This window comes from Xanthomonas cannabis pv. cannabis (assembly GCF_000802365.1).
Taxonomy (GTDB): Bacteria; Pseudomonadota; Gammaproteobacteria; order Xanthomonadales; family Xanthomonadaceae; genus Xanthomonas; species Xanthomonas cannabis.
The window spans coordinates 1-21,249 of sequence record NZ_JSZE01000048.1 but is presented as its reverse complement, the minus strand read 5'-3'; the positions used below and the strand labels follow the sequence as shown (position 1 = coordinate 21,249).

The window sequence follows — 21,249 nt, the reverse complement described above, 5'->3', positions numbered from 1 at the left end:
GACATGCAGATCCTTTGAAACCCAGGTGGATGGAGTGGGCGCGCACGGCCCTGAGCAGACTGTAGCCAGTTCCGGTTGGTCGCGTGCTGCAAGGTGCGAGATCTGGTCTCGGTAGCCGATCTGTCTGTCCAGGAACCACCTCCTCAACCGGACCCGACCCGGCTCCAGCGGCATCGCGAGCAACGAAAGCGCCAGCATGAAGCTGGGCCAGCCTCAAGTAACAAAAAAGCCAGCATTGGTTTCAAGTCGGTAAGCGCCTGACAGACGGTCAATCTAATGTCGGCGCTAGATTCCGCTTGTTCCCGGCGAGGCGCGCTTGCCACGGCAGATTGTGTTTGATCGCGTGACGGACGCATTGAAAGCGATCGCAGCGTTGCGTTGAAGACGGCCGCCATCGGTTCTTACGTCGGTTTTCTCGTCCATGAGGTGCTTGGTCGGATTACTGGCTATTGATGCAGACAGCGTCGATGTGCGTCACTTTGCCGTTGGAATCCAAGGAAAAAGTCATCACGATGGAGCGCGCATCGGGGTCCATGATCGCCTGACCCCTGTTGTCCCTGACGACCAGCTTGCCTGCAGTGTCTTCAACGATCCTTGAGGTTGGAGAATCGTCGAACATCTTCAGCACCGTTGCTTTTGCTGTAGACAGCTGTATGTATTTGCTGACGATGCTGCTCACGTCGATCTGCTGGAGTCGAAGGGGTTGTTGGGACGCATAAATTTCGTCGAGCATGGGTCTGGCTTCTGCTTTCGGGATGCCATCCTGCTTCGAAGCGGTGCGTGCCGTCTCTGCATTGATGCAGGACGAAGGTGAGAGCATAGCGATACCTAAGAATGCGAAGGTTGCAGCCCAACGATTTAGCATGATGTATGGCATGGCGATCTCCTGATGCAGCTGGTCATATGGATCAGATGTCTGCGAGCTATTCCAGGCAACCGTTCTATCTTGACGGATGTCTGATGTGAGCGATGGAGCGCCGTGCTTGCTTCCGAACTCCACACTGCATCACGCAACGACGTCGTTGAGACGATTTGCCGGGTTTGCAATGCGTTGGTCTTCAACGATGCACACACCAGCCGCGTGGCCAGCTGGGTGGCGTAGGTGTGGTGCTCCCACACACACCCATGGCGTCATCGTACGCAATCGATCATCTGCCGCTTGGCGTTATGCACAGGTGCCGTTGCGACTTCCATTCAAGACGCAAGCGGCAGCCGCGCAAGAGCCGCTGCCGACACCTTGCATCGCAGACCAAGGAGTGATCGAAATGAAACGTAAAACCAGTTATCGCGGTGCGCTTGCGGCATATGGCCTTTCGCTCGTCGTGGCCGCGCTGTGCATGGACGCTGCCGTTGCAGCACCGGTCACGGGAGCGGACAAGGTCACGCTGACCCATGTCTTTGCCACGCTGCAGACGGGCCAGCAGGATCAGAAGCCGGAAGATATTGCGGCCTGTCGCAAGCAGGTGTCGGCACCAGATTCCAAGTATCTGGGGATGACGGTCACCACCAAGTACTCCATCGACGTGCAGTCCAAGATCATGTCTGCTTCCTCCTCGCTGCCCTCTCCGGTTGCCACGCAGCCACTGGTGCTCACGGTGCCGCTGTCGCCGTTGGGCCTGTCTGGCGAGTATGCCTTCGGGGCATTTCGACCGAGTGCGCTGCCCAACACGTATGTGCTGTTCTCGGTGGGGCTGGATTTCAAGGGGCCGCAGTCGTCCGTGCTGGTGCTCAACAGCGACAAAGCCTACAACTGCCTGGTCACCAGCAATCCGGCGCCGTTCAAGGGGGCACTGGGTACAAAGCTCGGCAAAGACCAGGGGAAGTGAGGGCTGCAACTGCCGGCTAATTGACGAACGGACTGAAGACATCTTCGGCTCGCTCGGTTGCTGCTCTCAAAAAGAGTGCGTTAGAAATCGGCGCCGAAATGCCGGTTTATCACCGCGCACTCCAGCTTAATTCCACGGGTGAATGACCTCCGACGTCATCGCCTCAAACGGGGCAGTGTCGCGAGTGGCAACGGCCAATCCGTGCGCGGCCGCTGTCGCAGCGATATAGGCGTCGGCGCGCCCAAGCGTGAGCCCAGTGACATCCGGGCCCAACCTAGCCCCACCACTCACCGATACGGCCCCGGCCCGCGCCACACCGGTTCGCCCTGCTTGTAGACCTCCATCATGTTGATGACCTCGCGGGCGTCGCCGATGGTCTTCAGTTCCGGCGAGTCCGGTGGCAGCAGGCGGCATTTGCTGGATCCGCGTTTGAGGGCGACCTCCAGCGGGCAGACCATGCGCTGCTGGGTGCCGGGCAGGATGATGGCGATTTCCTGCATGCCCTGTTCCTTCCACACCCGCAGCTGGGTTTCGCTGCGCACGTCGTAATAGACCTGGAAGCCACCGATATCCAGGCTGGGCTGGGCGTTGTTGCGGTCGCGGCGGCGGCCTTCGCTGATGGTGGGCGTGTAGGCGGTGCCGTCTTCGGCGGCATCGGCGGGTTCGTCGAGCATGCCCGGTGGGCGCCCGGTCCAGGTCTCGGGGCGACGCTGCGGCGGCGACGACGGTTCGGCCGGCGGTTGTGGCGGGGTGGGGCGCTGCACGGGGCGGGTCTGGCGCTGCTCGGTCAGGCCGCCACGGCGGGTGTTGCCCGCCGGCGGCACCGGGTTCCTGGCGTTCTGGACCAGGGTGGACTGCACCGGCGAGGCGGCCGGCGGCGGTTGCACCGGGGCCGGGGTCTGCGACGGCGGCGTGGGAGTGGGCGAGGGCGTGGGTTGCTGCGGCTGGCTGGTGTCGCCGACGAAATCCACCTTGGTGCGGCCACCGCTGGGCGAGCCTTGCGGCGGGGTGACGGTGGGGGTGGAGGCCGACAGCAGGATCAGCAGCATCAGCACGTGTAGCAGCGCGCTGATCAATGCGGCGATCCACGGCTCGATGCGTTCGATCAGCGGCTCGGTGCGCGGCAGCCAGTCGCTGGCATCGAGGTGGACATGCAGCAGTTGCAGCGCATCGTCGCGCACGCGGTACACCAGCACGTAAGGGGTTTGCCTGACCACCCACTCGCGAGTGCCGGGCACCCGGCCGGCACGGCCACGGCCGGGCTGCTCGGCCAGTGTGCGGGTGGCTTCCAGCACCTGCCGGCCCATCGCGGCGGCCGCAGCCGGATTGAGCGCGTGGTAGTGATCCTGGGCGTGGGCAAGCTGCTTGGCGGCCGGGACGGTCCAGTCACGCCGTAACATCAACGCCCCACCTGGCGAACAGTGCGCCGACCTGCGCCGGTGCGGCAAACGCGCCCTGGTCCGCCGCGGCAATGCCGTCCTGCACCGCAGCCTGGAAGCTGGCATCGCCCACGGCGCGGACCACGTCGTCCCAGCCGGCCGTGTCGGGCAGCGTGTCGATCAGCATGTGGGCGTCTTGCTTGATGGCGGACATGGCACTGCGGTGGGGAACACTGCGCGCAAGTCTACCTGTGCCGCTCCGGTTCGCGTGTGGCAACCACCGGCGCGCGTTTGCGGCGTTCACCGGCCGGGGCGGGAACGCACCCGCTGCGGTGGTCTACGTGCGCACCGCCCGGCCAGACGGCGGCTTGCAGGCGACCGGCTGCCACGCCGCCGCCTGCAGAAAGTGACACTTGGCACCTTGTTCGCGCCGATGGCTGGTTTCATTCTGCGTCGGTCGCTTCAACCCACCCGCAAAGGAACCGCCATGCCCGCCGCTGCCATCGCACCGCTGACGCCGTATCTCTCGATGGCCGCCATTGGCTACCTCTACTACCGGCGCATCCGGCGCAGCTTCGGCCGCCAGCAGTGGAAGCCGGCGAGCACGGCAGTGCGCAGCGTGGTGCTGATCGTCGCGGCCGCGGCGCTGGCGTATGCGGTCTACGGCTTGCCGCAGGTGCGGGCCGGCATTGCCGTGGGCACGTTGGTCGGCATCTGGCTGGGTGCGCTGTCGCTGCGCTATACGCATGCCGAGTGGGTGGACGGGCGCGGCTGGTATACGCCCAATCCCTGGATCGGCGCTGCGTTGATGCTGGTGTTGCTGGGCCGGTTGGCCTGGCGTTGGGCGTCGGGCGCCCTCAGCCAGGGCCCGGCGGTGGCTGGTTCGCAGGCCAGCGCGCTAACCTTGGGCATCGCCGCGGCGCTTGTGCTGTATTCGCTAGTCCACGTGGGCGGGGTGTGGTGGCGCCTGCGCCAGCTGCGTCTGCAGGCCGGAACTACCGCCCCGCTGTGAGGCGGTGTTGCTGACCGCGGACGCCGTGCGCACTACACCTGCGAGCGGAACGGGAACACCAGCTTCTCGCCCAGCTTCTGCCGCAGTGGGCGTGCGCGCCACCGCTCCAGCGTGTACCGCTCGGCGCGTTGCAGGTCGGCCTCGAACACCTCGGTCATGCGCGCGGCCAGGGTGCGGTCGTAGACGTTCAGACTGGCCTCGTCGTTGAGGCGGAACGAGCGGATGTCGAAGTTGGTGGAGCCCACCGACACCAGCAGGCTGTCGATGATCAGCAGCTTGGTGTGCAGCATGGTGGGCGTGTATTCGTGGATGGCGATGCCGGCCTGCAGCAGCGGCTCCCAGCTGGCCTTGGAGGCCAGCCGCACCGAGACCGCATCGATATGCTTGCCGGGCAACAGCACGCGGATGTTGACGCCGCGGCTGCGCGCTTCCAGCAGCGAGCGGGTGATCAACGCATCGGGCACGAAATACGCTGCAGCCAGATCGATGGATGTGCGCGCCGCGGCAATGGCGATCAGGTACATCAGGTGCATGCTCTCGCTGCCGCCGGCGGGCGAGGCCACGAACAGCTGCGCATCGCTGTCGCCGGCCGGTGCCAGCTCGGGGTAATACTCGGCGCCGTTGAGCACGCGGCCGGTGCTCTTGATCCAGTTGTCGTTGAAGGCCGCCTGCACCTGCGCCACCACCGGCCCTTCGATCCGGTAGTGCGAGTCGCGCCAGTGGTCCGGGTCCTGCGCATCGCCCATCCACTGGTCGGCGACGCCCACGCCACCGGTGAAGCCGAGACGGCCGTCGATCACCAGCAATTTGCGATGCGTGCGGTTGTTGACGCGATGCAGGTTGTACCAGGTCAGCGGACGGTAGCGATGCACTTCCACGCCGGCCTCGGTCATCTCCTCCACCAGTGACGGGTCCATCTTCAAGCTGCCGCCCCAGTCGATGGTGACGCGCACCTTGACCCCGGCGCGCGCGCGCGCGGACAGCGCCTCGCTGAACTCGCGACCGATCTCGCCCGACCAGTAGATATAAGTCTCGAAGGTGATGGTGTGCTGCGCGCCGCGGATGGCGGCCAGCATCGCCGGAAAGATCTCGTGCCCGTTCTGCAGCACATCGATCTTGTTGCCGGGCAGGATCGCCGGCCCCAGCAAGACCGACATCTCGCGCTTGAACTGCGGGTCGGACACGTCATAGCAATGGCCGGGAATGTGCTGGAGCTTTTTCTCAGGCGTGGCGAAGTTGAGCGCCAGCAGCCCCATCACCAAGGTGATGACGACCGTGGCCACGATGATCCATGTCATGCATCCAACTCCGGTTCCCCTGCCATTGCGGCCACAAGCGGCCGGCATTCTGGCAAGGCGGACGGCATGGGGGGTGTGAAGGGCGCGGGCATGGATGAGGAAGACCAGTCGCAGCGCGCCGGCGTAAAACGCGGCGCGTTGCGACCGCTGTGTCGCACTCAATCGTAGGGGCAAGGCACGCACCTGCACGACATGCGACCTCGACAAGGGCGGCGCGTCGCGCTGCATGTGGTCGGTTCTGCGGCGCTGCGTGTGGGGATCTTGCGGTGCTATGGTCCGCAGCATGGTCAACGCCGTTGCCACCATCCGCTGCAAGGCGACGTTGCTGGCACCGGCGGCGCCTGCCGGTGCGTCCTGGCTGTTTCTGGTGCTGCCTACGGCGGCCAGCGACAGGCTGCCCACGCGCAGCATGGTGACGGTGGCGGGCACCCTGGCCGGGCAGCGCTTGCAGGCGACCCTGCAGCCGGACGGGCGGGGTGGGCATTGGCTCAGGGTTGATCGCGCGCTGCAGCAGGCGGCGGGCGTTGCGGCCGGGCAGACGGTGGCACTGGAGATCGCGCCGGTGGACGTGGAACCCGAGCCGGTCGTGCCGGACGATCTGCACGCCGCACTGGCCGCGCATCCGGCCGCGCGTGCGACCTGGGACGACATCACCGCAGTGGCGCGGCGCGACTGGATCTTCTGGATCGTCTCGGGCAAGAAGGCCGACACGCGGGTCAGGCGCGTCGCCACCGCCTGCGACATGCTCGCGGCCGGCAAGCGGCGTGCGTGCTGCTTCGATCGCTCCGGGATGTACAGCAAATCGCTTGCGGCACCGACCCCAAAAGCGGACTGAAGCGGGTGGCCTGGCGTGCACTGTGCCGCTGAATATGCGCCGAAATGCTTACATGCGTCACACAAGCGCGCACCTATACTTCGGGGCTGTCCCACCCAAGAGAATCCACCGCATGAGCGCACCCCCATCGTCTCCGATCGCCGCCGGTTCTGGCGCAGCACCCGGTAGCCTTCGCCGCTCGGTGTCCAATACGCTCAAGGGATCGGCCGGCAATCTGGTCGAGTGGTACGACGTCTACGTCTACTCGGTGTTTGCCACGTATTTCGAATCGCAGTTCTTTTCCAAGGAAGACAAGAACGCCACCATGTTCGTGTGGGCGATCTTTGCGATGACGTTCTTGATGCGCCCGATCGGTGCGTGGTACTTCGGCCGTTTCGCCGACCGTTATGGCCGCCGTTTGGCGCTGACAATTTCGGTGTCGTTGATGGCGGTGTGCTCGTTCGTCATCGCAATCACGCCCACCGTGTCCACGATCGGCATCGCCGCGCCGATCATTTTGCTGCTGGCGCGCCTGCTGCAGGGCTTTGCCACCGGTGGCGAGTACGGCACCAGTGCAACCTATATGTCCGAAGCCGCCATTCCGGGCCGGCGCGGGTTCCTGTCCTCGTTCCATTACGTCACCCTGGTCGGTGGGCATGTGCTGGCGCAGGCCACCTTGCTGGTGATGCTGCATTTCTTCGATGCGTCGCAGGTGTCGGCGTGGGGCTGGCGCGTGGCATTCGGCCTGGGCGGTATCGGTGCGCTGGTAGTGTTCTGGCTGCGCCGGACCATGGACGAGTCGTTGAGCTCCGAATCCATCGCCGATTCGCGCACCGGCAAGGCCAGGGCCTCCGGTTCGATGCGCGAGCTGTTCGTCAATCAGTGGCGTCCGCTGCTGTTGTGCTTCCTGATCACCGCCGGCGGCACGATCGCGTTCTACACCTATTCGGTAACCGGCCCGAAGATGATCCAGACTGCGTTCGCCGGTGGCGACGTGATGGCCGGCACCATCATCAACCTGGTGGCGCTGACGGTGTTGATGCTGATGCAGCCGGTGGGTGGCTGGTTGTCGGACATCGTGGGGCGCAAGACCTTGCTGGTGTTCTTCGGCATCGGCGGCGTGCTCTATACCTGGTTCCTGGTGATGGAACTGCCCAAGCAGACCGATTGGCTGACCGCGTTTGCGATCCTCACCGTGGGCTTTGTGATCCTGACCGGCTACACCTCGATCAATGCGGTGGTGAAGGCGGAATTGTTCCCCACCCATGTGCGTGCGCTGGGCGTTGGCCTGGGCTATGCACTGGCCAACTCCGCGTTCGGCGGTACCGCGCCGTTGCTGTACCAGGCTTCGTTGAAGACCAACCATGTGAGCGAATTCGTGATCTACGCAACAGCGGTGATCGCGGTGTCGCTGGTGGTCTACATGTTCTTCCTGACCAACAAAGGCAGCAACTGGCTGGACGACGAAGCGGCGATGCATCAGCGCAAGCGGTGATGCGCGCGCGCGGGCTGGCTGGGCTGTTTCTTCCTTCTCCCTTTGGGAGAAGGTGCCCCGTAGGGGCGGATGAGGGTACGAGCGAAGCCTAGTGACATTGAATACGCAGGAGGCTTTGCCCCGGACCCTCACCCCAACCCCTCTCCCGGCGGGAGAGGGGCTAAAGCAGACGGCTCGTGCTTGATGTCTTTGCGCCGCTGTACTGTCTCTGCAAACAGGCTGTAACGCAGCCCAATCAACCCCAATAGCGCCTCATCGCGATGCGCGCCCGCTGGCACCTTGTCCACACGCGTCAGCGATATATCCAGACGATTGCGCAAAGAGTCGGGCCCCGGCAACGGCCGCTTGTGCGCCGCCTGTTGACGGTAATGCTTGGCAACCTCTGCCAAAATCGCGTCCACCGCCTCCTTGCTGGTCTGCGGCAACCCATGCCGCGCGCTGCGTAGTTGCAGGATGTTCAAGCCCACGCGCACTTCGTTGAGCATATCCACCGAGGCCAGGTCGCTGCCTTCCGGGGTCAGTGCCAGCCGCGGTGCGAGCAGGCCGAGCAGGTCCAGCATGCGGGCGGCAAAGTGCTGCCGGTCCTGCGTGCCATGGCCGTCTGCCGCAGCGGCCAGCGTGCGCCAGCCCTGGCGCACCAGCCGGCGTGCGCTCCATTCGGCGCCGACCGAGCGGAACAGCCGCGTCAGCACCACGGCAAAACCAATACCGAGCACCATGGCTACCGCGGCGTTGACGAAGCTCTGGATATTGGCGTTGTAGGTGTTCTGCAGGCTGAGCAGGGCGGTGAGGTTCACCACCAGCGGCAGCGCGATCAGCATGCTGGCAGGGCGGTGCAGCAGCGCGCCCAAGGGCAGGAACACCACCGCCAGCAGCAGCACCAGCATCGGGAAATCGTGGATGGCCGGAAAGATGCCGAACAGGTAGATACCGGCCACCACGCTCGCCACCACCGCCCAGGTCAGGAACGACAGCATGCTGGGCGCGGGGTCGTCCTGCGCGGCGAAGAACGCGGCCGTCACCGCCGCCATCATCGCGCCGTTGCCGCCGCCCTCCCAGCCGATGCCGATCCACAGCACGCAATACGCCATCAACGCGAAGCCGGCACTGGCGGCCGAAAATGCGACCATGCCGAAATCGATGTGGCGCGTGGTGCTGCCGCGTGCAGGCACATCGGCGGTGTCGCTGGGTAATCCGCGCAGGCGTTGCAGCAGCGATACGCGCGTGCGCGAAGGTGCGCCGGGTTCGGGCGGTGCGCCTTCGACCTGTCCGGCCGAGGCAGCCGTCGCAGCGTCGCTGCGTAAACCTGCCGGGCGCTGCGACGAGGCGCGCACGCGCCAAGCCGATCCGGTTGCGCTCCGCACCGCGGCGGCCCGCTCGGGTGAGGCGGCCGTTGCGGCCGGTATCGCGGTCGCCGGTCTTGCCGCATTCGGCATTGCCCGCAGCGCTGCGGGCGCCGTGCCTTGTACCAGGGCCTGCTCCAGCGCGCGGCAGTCCTGCCAGAGGTCCAGCAGTTCTTCCAGGCGCAGCAACAGGCTGGCCAGCAGCAGATGCGCGATGTGCTGATCCACCGGGGCGCGCAGCGCGGCGATGCGGGCGCGCAAGGCACAGGCGTCGACGGCATTGGCCGTGGCGCCGTCGCCGGGATCCACCCAGGCCACAATATCGTGCAGCAGCGCGGCCAGCTCAGGCTGGGCGGTGGTGTCGTCGTGCAGCGCATCCAGCCGGTCGGTGATCGAGGACAGCACCGGCAGCAGCATCAGCATGCGCGCGCGCAGCTGCTCCAGCGCGGAGGCGGCACCGGCATGGCGCGGGTCGTCGTGGCGCACGAAGGCGATCAAGGCCTCGAACTGCACCAGGTCGGCCGCCAGGCGGTTGCGCGGTGCGTGCGCGGGGCCGCGCTGCAGCACCTGCCGGCACCACTGCGCCGCATCCTGCATCCAGTTGCCGATGCGTGCGGTGAGCATCGGCCGCACCGATGCAGGGAACACCAGCGCGGCAAACAGCACCGCCATCACCGTGCCCAGCACGATCTCTTCGCTACGCGCCACCACGGTGTCGAAGATGCCTTCGGGCGCGGTCACCGCCGGGAAACCGATAAAGGCGGTGGTGTAGCCGGCCAGCAAAAACGCATAACCGCGCGGGCCGCGATTGAGCAGTGCCAGGAACAGGCAGGCCGAGAGCCACACCGCCATTGCCGCGCTCAGCAGCAAGGGCGTTTCCACCAGATTCGGCAGCATCACCAAGGTTGCCGCGCCGGCCAGCAGCGTGCCGAGCACGCGATACACGCCCTTGGCGCGGGTGGGGCCGAGCAGCGGCTGCGAGACGATATAGACCGTGGCCATCGCCCAGTACGGCCGCGACAGGTTGCCGGCCAGGGCGACGTACAACGCCGCGATCGAGGCAGCGAACGTCCTGGCCGAAAACAGCCAGGCCTGGCGGTCGCGCAGCAGGGCGGTCATCGTGCGGCCGTCGTGGCAGCGGCGTCCCACCCGCCACCCAGGGCCAGGAACAGCTGCAATTGATCCTGCGAGACCTGCGCCTGCGCATTGGCCAGCGTCATGTCGGCGGTAGCCAGGGTGCGCTCGGCATCCAGGCTGGACAGATACGGCGTGCGCCCGCCCTGATACAGCCTCCGGTTCTGCGACGACGCCAGCTCGGCCTGCTGCTGCGCCTGTTCCAGCAGGTGCAGGCGGTCCAGATCCTGCGCGTAGCGCGACAGCGCGGTCTGCACCTCGCGCAGTGCCTGCAGCACGGTGGTGTCGAATTGCGCCAAAGCGGCGTCGGCGCCGGCTTCGGTGGCGCGCACCCGTGCACGCGCCCCACTGGAAGGCAGCGTCCAGGAGATCAGCGGGCCGAACGACCACGCCTGCGTCGCCGGCTCGCCGATGTCGGCCAGCAGGCCGGTGGCGCCGATCGAACCGCCCAGGCGGATGTCCGGATACAACGCGGCAGTGGCCACGCCGATACGCGCGGTGGCGGCGGCGAGCCGGCGCTCGGCCTGGCGCACATCCGGGCGACGCGCCAGCAACGCGCGGCCATCGCCGATCGGGATGGGCCGTTGCAGGGCGGGCGCGTGGTCGCAGCTGTCCACGCCGGCCGGCACCTCGCTCGGTGTCTTGCCCAGCAACGCGGCCAGTTGATAGCCGGCGGCCTGGCGGCGCGCGCGCAATGGCGGCAGCGCAGCTTCCAGCATCGCCACCTGCGCGGTGGCACGTGCCAGATCCGGCGGTGTGCCGCGGCCGGCAGCGATCAGGCGCTGGGTGATCTGGCGGCTGCGCTGCTGCAACTGCAGCGAATGCTCGGCCACGTGCAGCTCGTGGTTGGCGTGGCAGATCTCCACATAACTGCCGGCCACCTGCGCGGCCACGTTGACGCGGGCCAGGTCAATCGCCGCCTGGGCCACCTGCGTATCGGCGTGCGCGGCCTCGGCGCCGCGCTGCAGCTTGCCGAACAGATCGAACTGATACGACACCCCGACCTTGCCATCGGCCAGGTTGAACACCGGCAGCTTTTCCTGCTGCAGGAACGCCTCGGCCGAGACCTGCGCGCGGCTGACGCCGGCGTCCACCTCGTAATCGAACCCACCGGCATCCAGCGCCTGTTCGTACACCGCGGCGGCGCGGCGAAGGTTGGCGCCGGCCACCTTCAGCTCGACGTTGTCGCGCAGGGCCTGTTCGACCAGGGCATCGAGCATCGGGTCCTGATACAGCGCCCACCAGCGCGCCGGCAGCGGTGCGCCGGGTTGCACCTGGTCGTTGCCGGTGTCGACAAACGCGGCATTGGCGGCCGGCCGCTGGTAGGCCGCATCCTCCGGCAGCGCGTAGTCGGGGCCCACGGTGCTGCAGGCACTCAACGCCGTCAGCAGCGTGGCCAATCCCAGTGGGCGAAGCACGTGGTGGCTCATGGCGCCGCCTTGGCCTGCACGCGGGCAGGCGCGGCGGCCGGGGTCGCATTGGCTGTGGCTGTGTCAGGCAGGATGCTCACCGTGGCGGTGCGCCCGGCGATCAGCTGCACATGCGCCGGCACCCGATCCAGCACGATGCGTACCGGGATGCGCTGCGCCAGCCGCACCCAGTCGAAGGCTGGCGTGACATTGGGCAAGGCACCGGCGCTGCCGCTGCGGTAGCGGTCTTCGATGCCGGCGGCGATGCTCTGCACATGCCCATGCAGCGTGACCGGCTCGCCCATCAGGTGCACGTCCACGCGCTGGCCGGGGTGCACGCCCTGCAGGCGGGTTTCTTCGAAATAGCCATCCACGCGGAACGAGCCGGTATCCAGCACCGCCACCACCGGGCGCCCGGCAGTGACGTAGTCGCCCGCGCGCACGGTGCGGTCGCTGACGTGGCCATCGGCCGGGCTGCGCACCTGGGTGCGGTCCAGGTTGAGCTGGGCCAGGTCCACCGCCGATTGCGCGGTGGCGACTGCCGCCTGGGCCTTTTGCACATTGGAACGGCGCACCTCGGCATCTTCGGCGGCGACCACGTCCTGCAGGCTGCGGTCGCGCGCGATCTCGCGGCGCAACTGGCTCAGCGTGGCCTGGCGCTCGGCCAGCGCGGCGCGCGCCTGCTCCAGCGCGATCGCATAGCGCGCGCGGTCCACCACGAACAGCAGCTGCCCGCGCGTGACCGGTTGGTTGTCGGCCACGGCGACCGACTCCACCAGCCCGGACACATCCGGCGCCACCTGCACCACGTCGGCACCCACGTGCGCATCGCGCGTCCACGGCGCGTCCATGTAATAGCGCCACAGATGCTGCAGCACCAACGCAGCCACCACCACCATTGCCAGGGTCAGCAGCGCCGGCCCGGCGGTCTTGATCAGCTTTTTCACGATTGCATCCACCGCATGAGAGAAAACAGGCCGCCCAGCAGCGCGATGTACAGCGCCAGGTTGAACAGCGCCGGGTGCCAGATGTGGCGGTACGCGCCCGCGCGGGTCAGCAGCGCGCCGATCGCGCTGTTGAGCAGATACGCCAGCGTCATCAACGCCAGCAGGGTGGGAACGAACACACCGTAGAGACTGAACTCGCCGTACATCGGGCCTACCTGGAAAGGGAACAACGCTGCCCGGCAGCATCTGGCGTGCCGGCCAACTGCAAGCGCATACCGCCGTGCGCTAGTCGGACTGCCCCAGCCGCGCATGCGCCTGGGCGATCTGCTCCCACAGCGTCAGCACGGTCTGCACCTGCGCCTCGCTGAGCGCACCGAAGACCTCGGCGCGCAACGCGTCCAGGCGCACCTCGATCTGCCCGGCCAGCGCCTGGCCCGCAGCGGTGAGCCAGAGCTGGTTGGCACGGCGGTCGCTGCTGTCGGCTTCGCGCCGGACCAGGTCCTGGGCGGCCAGCTTGTCCAGGAGCCGCACCAGTGAGGGGCCTTCCATGCCCAGCTGCTGGGCCAGCGCCACCTGACGGATGCCGCCGCCGGAGCGGCCGATCATCAGCAGCGGGCCGGTGCATGCACTGGACAGCCCGAAGCTCTCAAAGGCCTGGTCGGCCAGCCGTTGCCATTGGCGGGCGGCGACCAACAGGCCGGAACTGAGCTGGGCGCGCGGAGATGCAGTGCTGATCGTCATAATAGTTAGGATGCTATCAATTCAATAATGAATCAATAGTCACTGAACCCGCGGCAGCGGCCGCAACCGGCGCTGGGGCCGTCGGCCCGTCCTCGGGTACCATGCTCGCCCCCTTTGGGTGCACCTGCGCATGAGCCAGTCCGACCAGCCCGATTCCTCCGTCACCCAGGCCCAGGCCGAAGAGGCCGTGCGCACCCTGCTGCGCTGGGCCGGCGAAGACCCCTTCCGAGAAGGCCTGCTGGACACCCCGCGCCGGGTGGCCGAAGCCTATGGCGACTGGTTCAGCGGCTACCGCGAAGAACCGCGTGCCTACCTGGAACGCACCTTCGAGGAAGTGGCCGGCTACGACGAGCTGATCGTGCTGCGCGACATCTCCTATGAAAGCCATTGCGAGCACCACATGGCGCCGATCATCGGCAAGGTGCACGTGGGCTACCTGCCGCGCGGCAAGGTGGTCGGCATCAGCAAGCTGGCCCGGGTGGTGGAAAGCTACGCGCGCCGGTTCCAGGTGCAGGAAAAGATGACCGCCCAGATCGCCCAGTGCATCCAGGACGTGCTGCAACCGCGCGGCGTGGGCGTGGTGGTGGAAGGCGCGCACGAGTGCATGACCACCCGCGGCATCCACAAGCGCGGCGTCAGCATGGTGACCTCCAAGATGCTGGGCAGCTTCCGCGAAGACGCGCGCACCCGCGCCGAATTCCTGCAGTTCATCGAAGTGGGCGGCAAGCGTTGAGGCAGCCGTTGCAGCGCGCATGAAGCACCAGGCACGTATCGCCGGCTATCGGCAACTGCGCGAGCAGCCGGTGTGGAAACTGCTCGCCGCCGACCACGCCCCCGAACTGATCGGCCTGCTGCAGACCGTGCTGATGGACGGCGAACGGCGCCTGCCCTCGGCCGTGCTGCACGAGCGGTTGCAGCGCCAGCTCGATGCCTTGCGCGCCGACGAGCTGTCGCGCGAATTGCCGCGTACCGCGCAGGCCTATCTGGCGCATTGGTTGGCACAGGGCTGGCTGGAGCGCCGCCTGCCCGAAGGTGCAGCCGAAGAAGAATACGAATTGTCGCGCGCCGCCACCCAGGCCATCCGCTTCATCGTCGGCCTGCGCGAAAGCAGCAGCAGCGCCACCGAAAGCCGCCTGTCGCTGGTGATCCAGCAACTGGTGCAGCTGGCCGGCCAGACCGAGGCCGATCCGGAGCTGCGCCTGGCTGCCTTGCGCGACGAACGTGCGCGCATCGATGCCGAGATCGAACGCGTGGCGTCGGGCCGCGTGGCGGCACTGGATGGCAAGCGCGCGCTGGAGCGCGCCCGCGACCTGATCCATCTCTCCGACGAGCTGGCCGAAGATTTCCATCGCGTGCGCGATGATTTCGAGCAGCTCAACCGCCAGTTCCGCGAGCGCATCATCGACGACGAAGGCGCGCGCGGCGATGTGCTCGAACAACTGTTCAACGGCGTGGATGTGATCGCCGACAGCGAGGCCGGGCGCACCTTCGAGGCGTTCTGGAGCCTGCTCAACGACACCCAGCAGAGCAGCCAGCTCGATCAGGCGCTGGATGCGCTGCTCGCACGCGGCTTCGCGCGCAAGCTCGACCGCCGCGAACGCGCCTTCCTGCGCGGGCTCACCGGCACGCTGCTGGAGCGCGGCGGCGAGGTGCATACGGTGATGCAGCACTTCGCGCGCAGCCTGCGCGGTTTCGTGCAGAGCCGCGGCTATCTGGAACAGCGCCGGCTCAATCAATTGCTCAAGCAGGCGCAGGGCGAAGCCCTGCAATTGCGCGACAGCCTGCATGCCACCACCGCCACCGGGTATACGCAGGCGCTCAGCAGCAGCCGCCTGCGTTCGTTGTCGCAATGGCGGCTGCACGACCCGCGGCTTACCCAGGTGGATGGGCGTGTGCAAGCCGCCGATGCCGCCGAGATCTCGCTGGACAGCGTGGGCGACCTGGTCGCGCAATCGGAGATCGATGTGCGCAGCCTGCGCAACGACCTGCACGAACTGCTCGGCCAGCGCCCGCGGCTGACCATCGGCGATGCCCTGCAACAGCGCCCGGCCGTGCAAGGGCTGGGCAGCGTCATCGGTTACCTGTCGCTGGGCACGCGCCACGGCCTGGTGATCGAGGGGCAAATGGAAACGGTGCAATGGGAAGGCAGCGACGGCGCCACGCGCCGCGCGCGCATTCCCTTGGTGTGGTTCACCCGGGAGAAACGCAATGAACTGGTCTGAGGACACGCGCCTGGACGCCGACGAAAACACCGGTGCCCCGGCCAATGACGGCCGCCCGCTGATGACGGATGCCTCGAGCGCGCAACCGCGCGGCGAGCTGTTTCTGGGCGACACCGGCACGTTGCCGTTCGACGCGCGCCGCGCGCTGTGCCAATTGCTCGCAGGGCCCAGCATCGATGCGCAACGCCACGGCGCGTTGTGGCCGGCGCTGTTGCGCAACGAGGCGGCGATCCGTCAGCTGTTGTGCGAGCTGTTTCTGGAGCTGGTGCTCGACCGCGAGGGCGGGGTGGCCTTCACCCGTCAGGCCGACACCGCCGAGCTGGAATCGCCCACCTTGCTGCGCAGCGCGCCGCTGACCTTTATCGAATCGGTGTTGCTGCTGTTCCTGCGCCAGCAACTGGCCGAAGCCGATACCCGCGGCGCGCGTGCGGTGGTGGACGAGGCGCAGCTGGTGGAGGCGTTGTCGGTGTACGAGAAGAACGTGTCCACCGACCGCGCAGGGTTTGCGCGACGGGTGATGACGGCGATCGGCAAGATGCGCGACAACCAGTTGCTGTCGCGCCTGCGCGGCAGCGAGGAGCGTTACGAAGTCTCGCCCGTCTTGAAGCTGTTGTTCTCGGCAGAGGATGTGCAGGCCCTGGTGGTGGCGTATCGGGAGTTGCGAGAGGGGGAGGTTGCGTTGGAGTGATGGCGTCTGCACCCCGGATCGCCATCCCTTCTCCCACCGGGAGAAGGTGCCCGAAGGGCGGATGAGGGGACGGCCGATCGCGATGCCTGGATGTGACATCTGGAGTGTGTGTGTAGCCGTGCGTCATGCATTGCGCGATGAAAGTCAGCTCTCACGCCCCGTCAAGCGCAAGTGACTTTCTTCATGGGCGGCACTGAGCCATCAGCTTCCCGCGCATCGGTCAGCACCCGCTCTCGTCACTCATCCGTGTCCATCCAGATCACCGCGCCGCGTAGGAGCGTCCCAGGCCGCGAAGGGACGTACCCGATTACCGTCAGCCACCGCAGTCCATGCTTGTCCAGCAACACCCCGCTTCAAACAGTCGTGATGTGATTCGTCTTCAGCGTGACCCGTCATCCCGTTTTGGTGAGTGAGCCATGAATTCCCAGTCCAACCTGTCACCGGCGCAGCCGGGCGCCTCCTTGTTCGCCGATTCGCTTGCCGAACAGCGGGCGCAGCAGTTCCGCATGCGGCGCTTGCAGGTGCACAACTGGGGCACATTCAACGGCTTGACCGAAGTGCCGATCGCGGAAAAGGGCTTTCTGTTCGTCGGCCGTTCCGGCTCCGGCAAATCGACCCTGCTGGATGCGATGTCGGCCCTGTTGACGCCGCCGAGCATCGTCGACTTCAACGCCGCCGCGCGCGAGGCCGAACGCAGCGGGCGCGATCGCAGCCTGGTGTCGTATGTACGCGGCGCCTGGGCCGATCAGCAGGACAGCGCGTCGGGCGAAATCGCCACGCAATACCTGCGCAAGGGCGCCACCTGGACCGCGCTGGTGCTGGAGTACTGCAATGCGCATGGCGAGGCGGTGAGCCTGATCCGCTTGTTCTGGATCGCCGGCAGCGGCAATGCGGCTGCCGACGTCCGCCGCCACTACATGGTGGCGCCGCGCAGCTTCGATGTGGCCACCGAGCTGGATGGCTTCGATCTGGACCTGCGCAGGCTCAAGGCGCGGCTGGGTGAGGAGGTTGCCCACTTCGATGGATTCGCCGGCTATGCCGAACGTTTCCGGCATGCGCTGGGCATCAACAACGAGATGGCCTTGCGGCTGTTGCACAAGACCCAGTCGGCCAAGAATCTGGGTGATCTCAATGTCTTCCTGCGCGGTTTCATGCTGGACGAGCCGCGTACCTTCGAAGCTGCCGATCGGTTGGTGGAGGATTTTGCCGAACTCGACGGCGCGCACCATGCGGTGGTCACCGCACGCCGCCAGGTGGAAACGCTGACCCCTGCGCGCGAGCACCATGCGGCGTTGATGGCATTGCGCCACAGCGTGGGCGAGTTGCGCGAGCTGCAGTTGGGCGTGGACAGCTACCGCGAGCAGCAGCGGCTGGCCTTGCTGGATGAGCGGCTGCAGGAGCTGGACAACCAGGACCGCGGACTGGCCGGCGAAGAGGGCCAGCGCCGCGAGTCGCTGGATAACCACGAGCAGAAACTGGCCGGGCTGGAGCGCGAGCAGCGCGCCGCCGGCGGTGAGCAGATCGAAGAACTGGAACGCGAGCGTGCGCGCGTGGAGCGCGAGCGCGACGAACGCCTGCGCCGCCGTGCGCAGATCGAGCAGGCCTGCCGCCAGCTTGGCACCGCCCTGGCGGCAGGTGCCAGCGGCTTTGCCGCGCAGGTCGCGCATGCGCAGACCGTGCTGGATAACGGCAAGCACGACGCCAGCGCGCTGGATGACGCCATTGCCGAGCGCATGGGCGCACGCCGCGACGATGAGCGCCGCTTTGCCGAGATCCGCGCCGAGCTGGATGCACTGAAGCGCGCGCCGTCGAGCATGCCTGCACCGATGCAGGCCCTGCGCGCGCGGCTATGCGAAGACACCGGCATTGCCGAGGCCGCGCTGCCGTTCGTTGGCGAGCTGGTGCAAGTGCGCGACGACCAGATGGCGTGGCGCGGCGCGATCGAGCGCGTGCTGCACGGCTTTGCGCAATCGCTGCTGGTGGACGAGCGGCATTACGCGCAGGTCAGCGAATGGGTCAACCGCACCCATATCGGCACGCGCCTGGTCTACTTCCGTGTGCGTCGTAACGACGAGTTGCACTCGCGGCGGGTCGATCCCGATGCGTTGCCCGGCAAGCTGCAATTGCGCGAGCACGCCTTCACCGAGTGGCTGCGCAACGAGCTGACCCGTCGCTTCGACTATGCCTGCGTGGACAACGCAACCGCGCTGCGCAACGCCGACCGCGCGATCACCCGCGAGGGCCAGGTCAAGCATCCCGGCGATCGCTACGAAAAGGACGACCGCCACGCGGTCAACGACCGCAAACGGTGGCTGCTCGGTCACGACAACCGCGACAAGCTCAAGGTGTTCGAGCGCGAAGCGCAGGCGCTGGCCCAGCGCATCGCCAGCTGCGATGCCGATGTCGCAGCGCTGCGCAAGCAACGCGAGCAGGATCAGGAACGACAGCTGGCCGCGCATACCCTGGTGGAGCGCGACTGGGACGAGATCGACGTCGGTCCCAAACTGCAACGCCTGAGCGATATCGACGAGCAGTTGGTGCAGCTGCGCGAAGGCAACAGCGGCTTGCGCGCGCTCGGCCAGGCCATCGACACCGCACGCACCTTGCGCGACCAGGCCAAGCGCACGTACGACGATGTGCGGCTGGAACGTGCGCAACTGGCGCGCGAGCGCATGCGGCTCGAACAGCAGCACGCCGCGTGTGCGGGCCGCGCCGGCACCGCCACGCTCACACCGACGCAGTTGCAGGGCCTGCGGGAACGGCTTGCCGCCTTGACGCCGCTGTCGCTGGACAACCTGGAAGCGCATTTCCGCGTGGTCGAGCGTGGCCTGGCCGAGCAGCTGGCCGACAGCCAGGGCCGCGACAGCCGGCTCAGTGCCCAATTGCTGGAATGCTTCCGCAAGTATTGCCAGCAGTGGCCCGAAGACAGCGGCGACTTCACCGTGAGTCTTGCCAGCGCCGACGATTTTCTTGCGCGCCTGGACCGGCTGGAAAGCGATGGCCTGCCGCGGCACGAGCATCGTTTCTTCGACCTGCTGCAGACCCAGAGCAAGAACAACCTGCTGGCCTTGCAGCGCCACACGGCCGAAGCGCACAAGGGCATCAAGCAGCGTATGGACGAGGTCAATGCCAGCCTGGAGCAGGTGCCGTTCAATCGCGACACCATCCTGACCATCGAAGTCGGCGACCGCCGTCTGGCCGAGGTGCAGGAATTCCAGCAGCAGTTGCGTGCGGTGCTGTCGCATCAACAGACCGAAGACCGCGCGCTGGCTGAGGCGCAGTTTTCCACCTTGCGCGCACTGGTCGCCCGCCTGGGCGCGCAGGAACCGGAGGCACGCCGCTGGCGCGAACAGGTGCTGGATGTGCGCCTGCATGTGGAATTCATCGGTGTGGAACTGGATGCGCAAACCCGCGCGCAGGTGGAGATCTACCGCAGCGGCGCCGGCAAATCCGGTGGCCAGCGCCAGAAGCTCGCCACCACCTGCCTTGCAGCGGCGCTGCGTTACCAGCTTGGCGGCGAAGACGGCGAACTGCCGCGCTATTGCGCGGTGGTGCTGGACGAAGCCTTCGACAAGGCCGACAACGAGTTCACCGCGCTGGCAATGAACATCTTCGAAAACTTCGGCTTCCAGATGGTGGTGGCCACGCCGTTGAAGTCGGTGATGACCTTGGAGCCCTTCATCGGTGGCGCCTGCTTTGTGGAAATCAGCGGCCGCCACAACTCGGGCGTGTTGTTGATCGAATACGACGAGCAGGCGCAGCGCTTGAAGTTGCCGGAGCGCTCGCGTGGCGATGAGCCGGCGGTTGCCGGCACCACTGATGCTGCGCCTTCGATCGAGGCTGTAGGCGAGTCTGCAGGAGTGCAGGGCCCTGCACGCGCAGATGGCATGGCAATTGACGGCGCCCCAATGCACACGGCATCGCCTGCGGCGGCGGGGACCCCGCCCGCAGCGCAGAAAACGCAGACGGGTCAGCGCAAGCCGGCAGTCGCGACGACGAACACGCAGAGCAAGAACGCCAGGACTGCCTCTTCCACGCGCGCTGCGGCGCAGCCTCAAGCAAAGCAGACGAAGAAATCGCCTCCGCGCATTTCGGCTGATGCCGGCAAGCCGGTATCAGCTAAACGCACAGCGCGCGCGCCGGCGGTGTCGTCAGGAGCTGCAGCCACGTCCACTGTGGGCAAGACCGCTCGGTCTTCAAAAACGCCGGCCAAGGCGACGGTGGCCACAAGCGCATCCAACGCCACACCCAGGAAGGTTGCCGCCGCATCTGCGGCAGTGAAAACCGCCACCGCCAAGCCACGTGCAACAGCCGCTTCGACTGGGCAGCCAGCGCGTGGCACCGGCAAGACGACCTCGACGCGCGCGGTGGCTAAACCGTCACCGGCCAAAACGCGCGGCGCCAAGGCAGGCACGGCGCAGGCGCGCAGCAAGCGCTGACAACAGTGCACGGGCGACGCCATCTGCAGGGGGGTGTCACTGCCTCGAGCATGTCGCATCGCCAGCAGGTTGCGCTTACTGCTGCAGCAGATCCCACCCCATCTTGCCGATCAGCACGATCACCAGCACCAGGAATAGTTTGCGGATCAACGGCGTGCCACCGCGTAACGCCATCCGCGTGCCGGCCACTGCGCCGGCCACGTTCGCTACCGCCATCGGGATACCGATCGCCAGCATCACCTGCCCGCTGGGTAAAAAGAACGACAGCGCTGCCAGGTTGGTGGCCAGGTTGACCACCTTGGCCGCCGCCGAAGCACGCAGGAAATCCAGCCCGAAAAAGCGGATGAACAGGAAGATCAGAAAGCTGCCCGTGCCCGGGCCGAAGAACCCGTCGTAGAACCCGATCGCCGTGCCCATCGCCAGTGCGGTGGCCAGTTCGCGCCGGCCGATCCGGCGTGGCCGATGCAGCGCGCCGAAGTCCTTCTTGATCAGTGTGTAGATC

General features: G+C 66.7%; 17 protein-coding genes and 2 pseudogenes. 8 read left to right on the top strand and 11 right to left on the bottom strand.

The annotated features are described in order from the left end of the window. Positions 1–439: 439 nt before the first annotated feature. Positions 440–877 carry a DUF6393 family protein gene (locus OZ10_RS10170; protein ID WP_228889114.1) on the bottom strand — a complete coding sequence of 146 codons (438 nt, stop codon included), beginning with the start codon at positions 875–877 and terminating at the stop codon, positions 440–442. A gap of 388 nt (positions 878–1,265) precedes the next feature. On the opposite strand from OZ10_RS10170, the gene OZ10_RS10165 reads away from it, so the two are divergent. After that, positions 1,266–1,826 (top strand): hypothetical protein, encoded by a 561-nt coding sequence (locus tag OZ10_RS10165; protein ID WP_081419433.1) that lies wholly within the window; start codon positions 1,266–1,268, stop codon positions 1,824–1,826. 287 nt (positions 1,827–2,113) lie between these two features. On the opposite strand, the gene OZ10_RS10155 is transcribed toward OZ10_RS10165, so the two are convergent. Next, positions 2,114–3,226: a type II toxin-antitoxin system RelE/ParE family toxin gene (locus tag OZ10_RS10155; RefSeq protein WP_039564723.1), complete on the bottom strand. Its 1,113-nt coding sequence runs from the start codon at positions 3,224–3,226 to the stop codon at positions 2,114–2,116. Then, positions 3,213–3,419 (bottom strand): hypothetical protein, encoded by a 207-nt coding sequence (locus OZ10_RS10150; RefSeq protein WP_039415564.1) that lies wholly within the window; start codon positions 3,417–3,419, stop codon positions 3,213–3,215. Before OZ10_RS10150 ends, OZ10_RS10155 begins: the two co-directional genes overlap by 14 nt. A 273-nt stretch (positions 3,420–3,692) precedes the next feature. Here OZ10_RS10150 and OZ10_RS10145 point away from each other — a divergent pair, with 273 nt between their 5' ends. Beyond that, positions 3,693–4,217 (top strand): CcdC protein domain-containing protein, encoded by a 525-nt coding sequence (locus tag OZ10_RS10145; protein WP_039415561.1) that lies wholly within the window; start codon positions 3,693–3,695, stop codon positions 4,215–4,217. Between the two features lie 32 nt (positions 4,218–4,249). Here OZ10_RS10145 and OZ10_RS10140 read toward each other — a convergent pair whose 3' ends face one another. Next, entirely contained in the window at positions 4,250–5,515 is a 1,266-nt protein-coding gene (locus OZ10_RS10140; RefSeq protein ID WP_039564722.1) for a phospholipase D-like domain-containing protein, read from the bottom strand. 283 nt (positions 5,516–5,798) lie between these two features. Here OZ10_RS10140 and OZ10_RS10135 point away from each other — a divergent pair, with 283 nt between their 5' ends. Together OZ10_RS10135 and OZ10_RS10130 are read left to right on the top strand one after the other, a co-directional pair. Next, on the top strand, positions 5,799–6,350 hold the full coding sequence (locus OZ10_RS10135) for a YdeI/OmpD-associated family protein (protein ID WP_039415277.1): 552 nt from the start codon (positions 5,799–5,801) through the stop codon (positions 6,348–6,350). A gap of 112 nt (positions 6,351–6,462) precedes the next feature. After that, a complete protein-coding gene (locus tag OZ10_RS10130) occupies positions 6,463–7,824 on the top strand; it encodes an MFS transporter (RefSeq protein WP_039415273.1) in 1,362 nt (453 codons plus the stop codon). A gap of 128 nt (positions 7,825–7,952) precedes the next feature. On the opposite strand, the pseudogene OZ10_RS23140 reads toward OZ10_RS10130, so the two are convergent. The 6 genes and pseudogenes from OZ10_RS23140 to OZ10_RS10105 form a co-directional block, all read right to left on the bottom strand. Beyond that, positions 7,953–9,086: pseudogene (locus OZ10_RS23140) on the bottom strand (FUSC family protein); the annotation flags it as partial. 86 nt (positions 9,087–9,172) lie between these two features. Next, positions 9,173–10,286 (bottom strand): annotated as a pseudogene (locus OZ10_RS23135) (FUSC family protein); the annotation flags it as partial. Continuing rightward, a complete protein-coding gene (locus OZ10_RS10120) occupies positions 10,283–11,731 on the bottom strand; it encodes an efflux transporter outer membrane subunit (RefSeq protein WP_039413778.1) in 1,449 nt (482 codons plus the stop codon). The pseudogene OZ10_RS23135 and the gene OZ10_RS10120, both read right to left, overlap by 4 nt. Further along, a complete protein-coding gene (locus OZ10_RS10115) occupies positions 11,728–12,657 on the bottom strand; it encodes an efflux RND transporter periplasmic adaptor subunit (protein WP_039413776.1) in 930 nt (309 codons plus the stop codon). Before OZ10_RS10115 ends, OZ10_RS10120 begins: the two co-directional genes overlap by 4 nt. Next, complete coding sequence (locus OZ10_RS10110; protein WP_039413774.1) at positions 12,654–12,863, bottom strand: DUF1656 domain-containing protein; 210 nt, start codon at positions 12,861–12,863, stop codon at positions 12,654–12,656. Before OZ10_RS10110 ends, OZ10_RS10115 begins: the two co-directional genes overlap by 4 nt. Before the next feature lie 79 nt (positions 12,864–12,942). Next, on the bottom strand, positions 12,943–13,398 hold the full coding sequence (locus tag OZ10_RS10105) for a MarR family winged helix-turn-helix transcriptional regulator (RefSeq protein WP_039413771.1): 456 nt from the start codon (positions 13,396–13,398) through the stop codon (positions 12,943–12,945). 130 nt (positions 13,399–13,528) lie between these two features. On the opposite strand from OZ10_RS10105, the gene folE reads away from it, so the two are divergent. From folE to OZ10_RS10085, 4 genes are all read left to right on the top strand, one after another. After that, positions 13,529–14,131, top strand: a complete 603-nt coding sequence (gene folE, locus OZ10_RS10100) for a GTP cyclohydrolase I FolE (protein WP_039413768.1) — start codon at positions 13,529–13,531, stop codon at positions 14,129–14,131. 19 nt (positions 14,132–14,150) lie between these two features. Beyond that, a complete protein-coding gene (locus tag OZ10_RS10095; RefSeq protein ID WP_039413765.1) occupies positions 14,151–15,620 on the top strand; it encodes a DUF3375 domain-containing protein in 1,470 nt (489 codons plus the stop codon). Further along, positions 15,607–16,308 (top strand): DUF4194 domain-containing protein, encoded by a 702-nt coding sequence (locus OZ10_RS10090; protein WP_039413762.1) that lies wholly within the window; start codon positions 15,607–15,609, stop codon positions 16,306–16,308. Before OZ10_RS10095 ends, OZ10_RS10090 begins: the two co-directional genes overlap by 14 nt. Before the next feature lie 416 nt (positions 16,309–16,724). After that, positions 16,725–20,747 (top strand): SbcC/MukB-like Walker B domain-containing protein, encoded by a 4,023-nt coding sequence (locus OZ10_RS10085; protein WP_039564719.1) that lies wholly within the window; start codon positions 16,725–16,727, stop codon positions 20,745–20,747. A 75-nt stretch (positions 20,748–20,822) separates the two neighbouring features. Here the strand turns inward: OZ10_RS10085 and OZ10_RS10080 are convergent. Beyond that, positions 20,823–21,249, bottom strand: a 427-nt coding sequence (locus OZ10_RS10080; protein ID WP_039564718.1) for a TSUP family transporter, incomplete at its 5' end; no start/stop codon positions are given.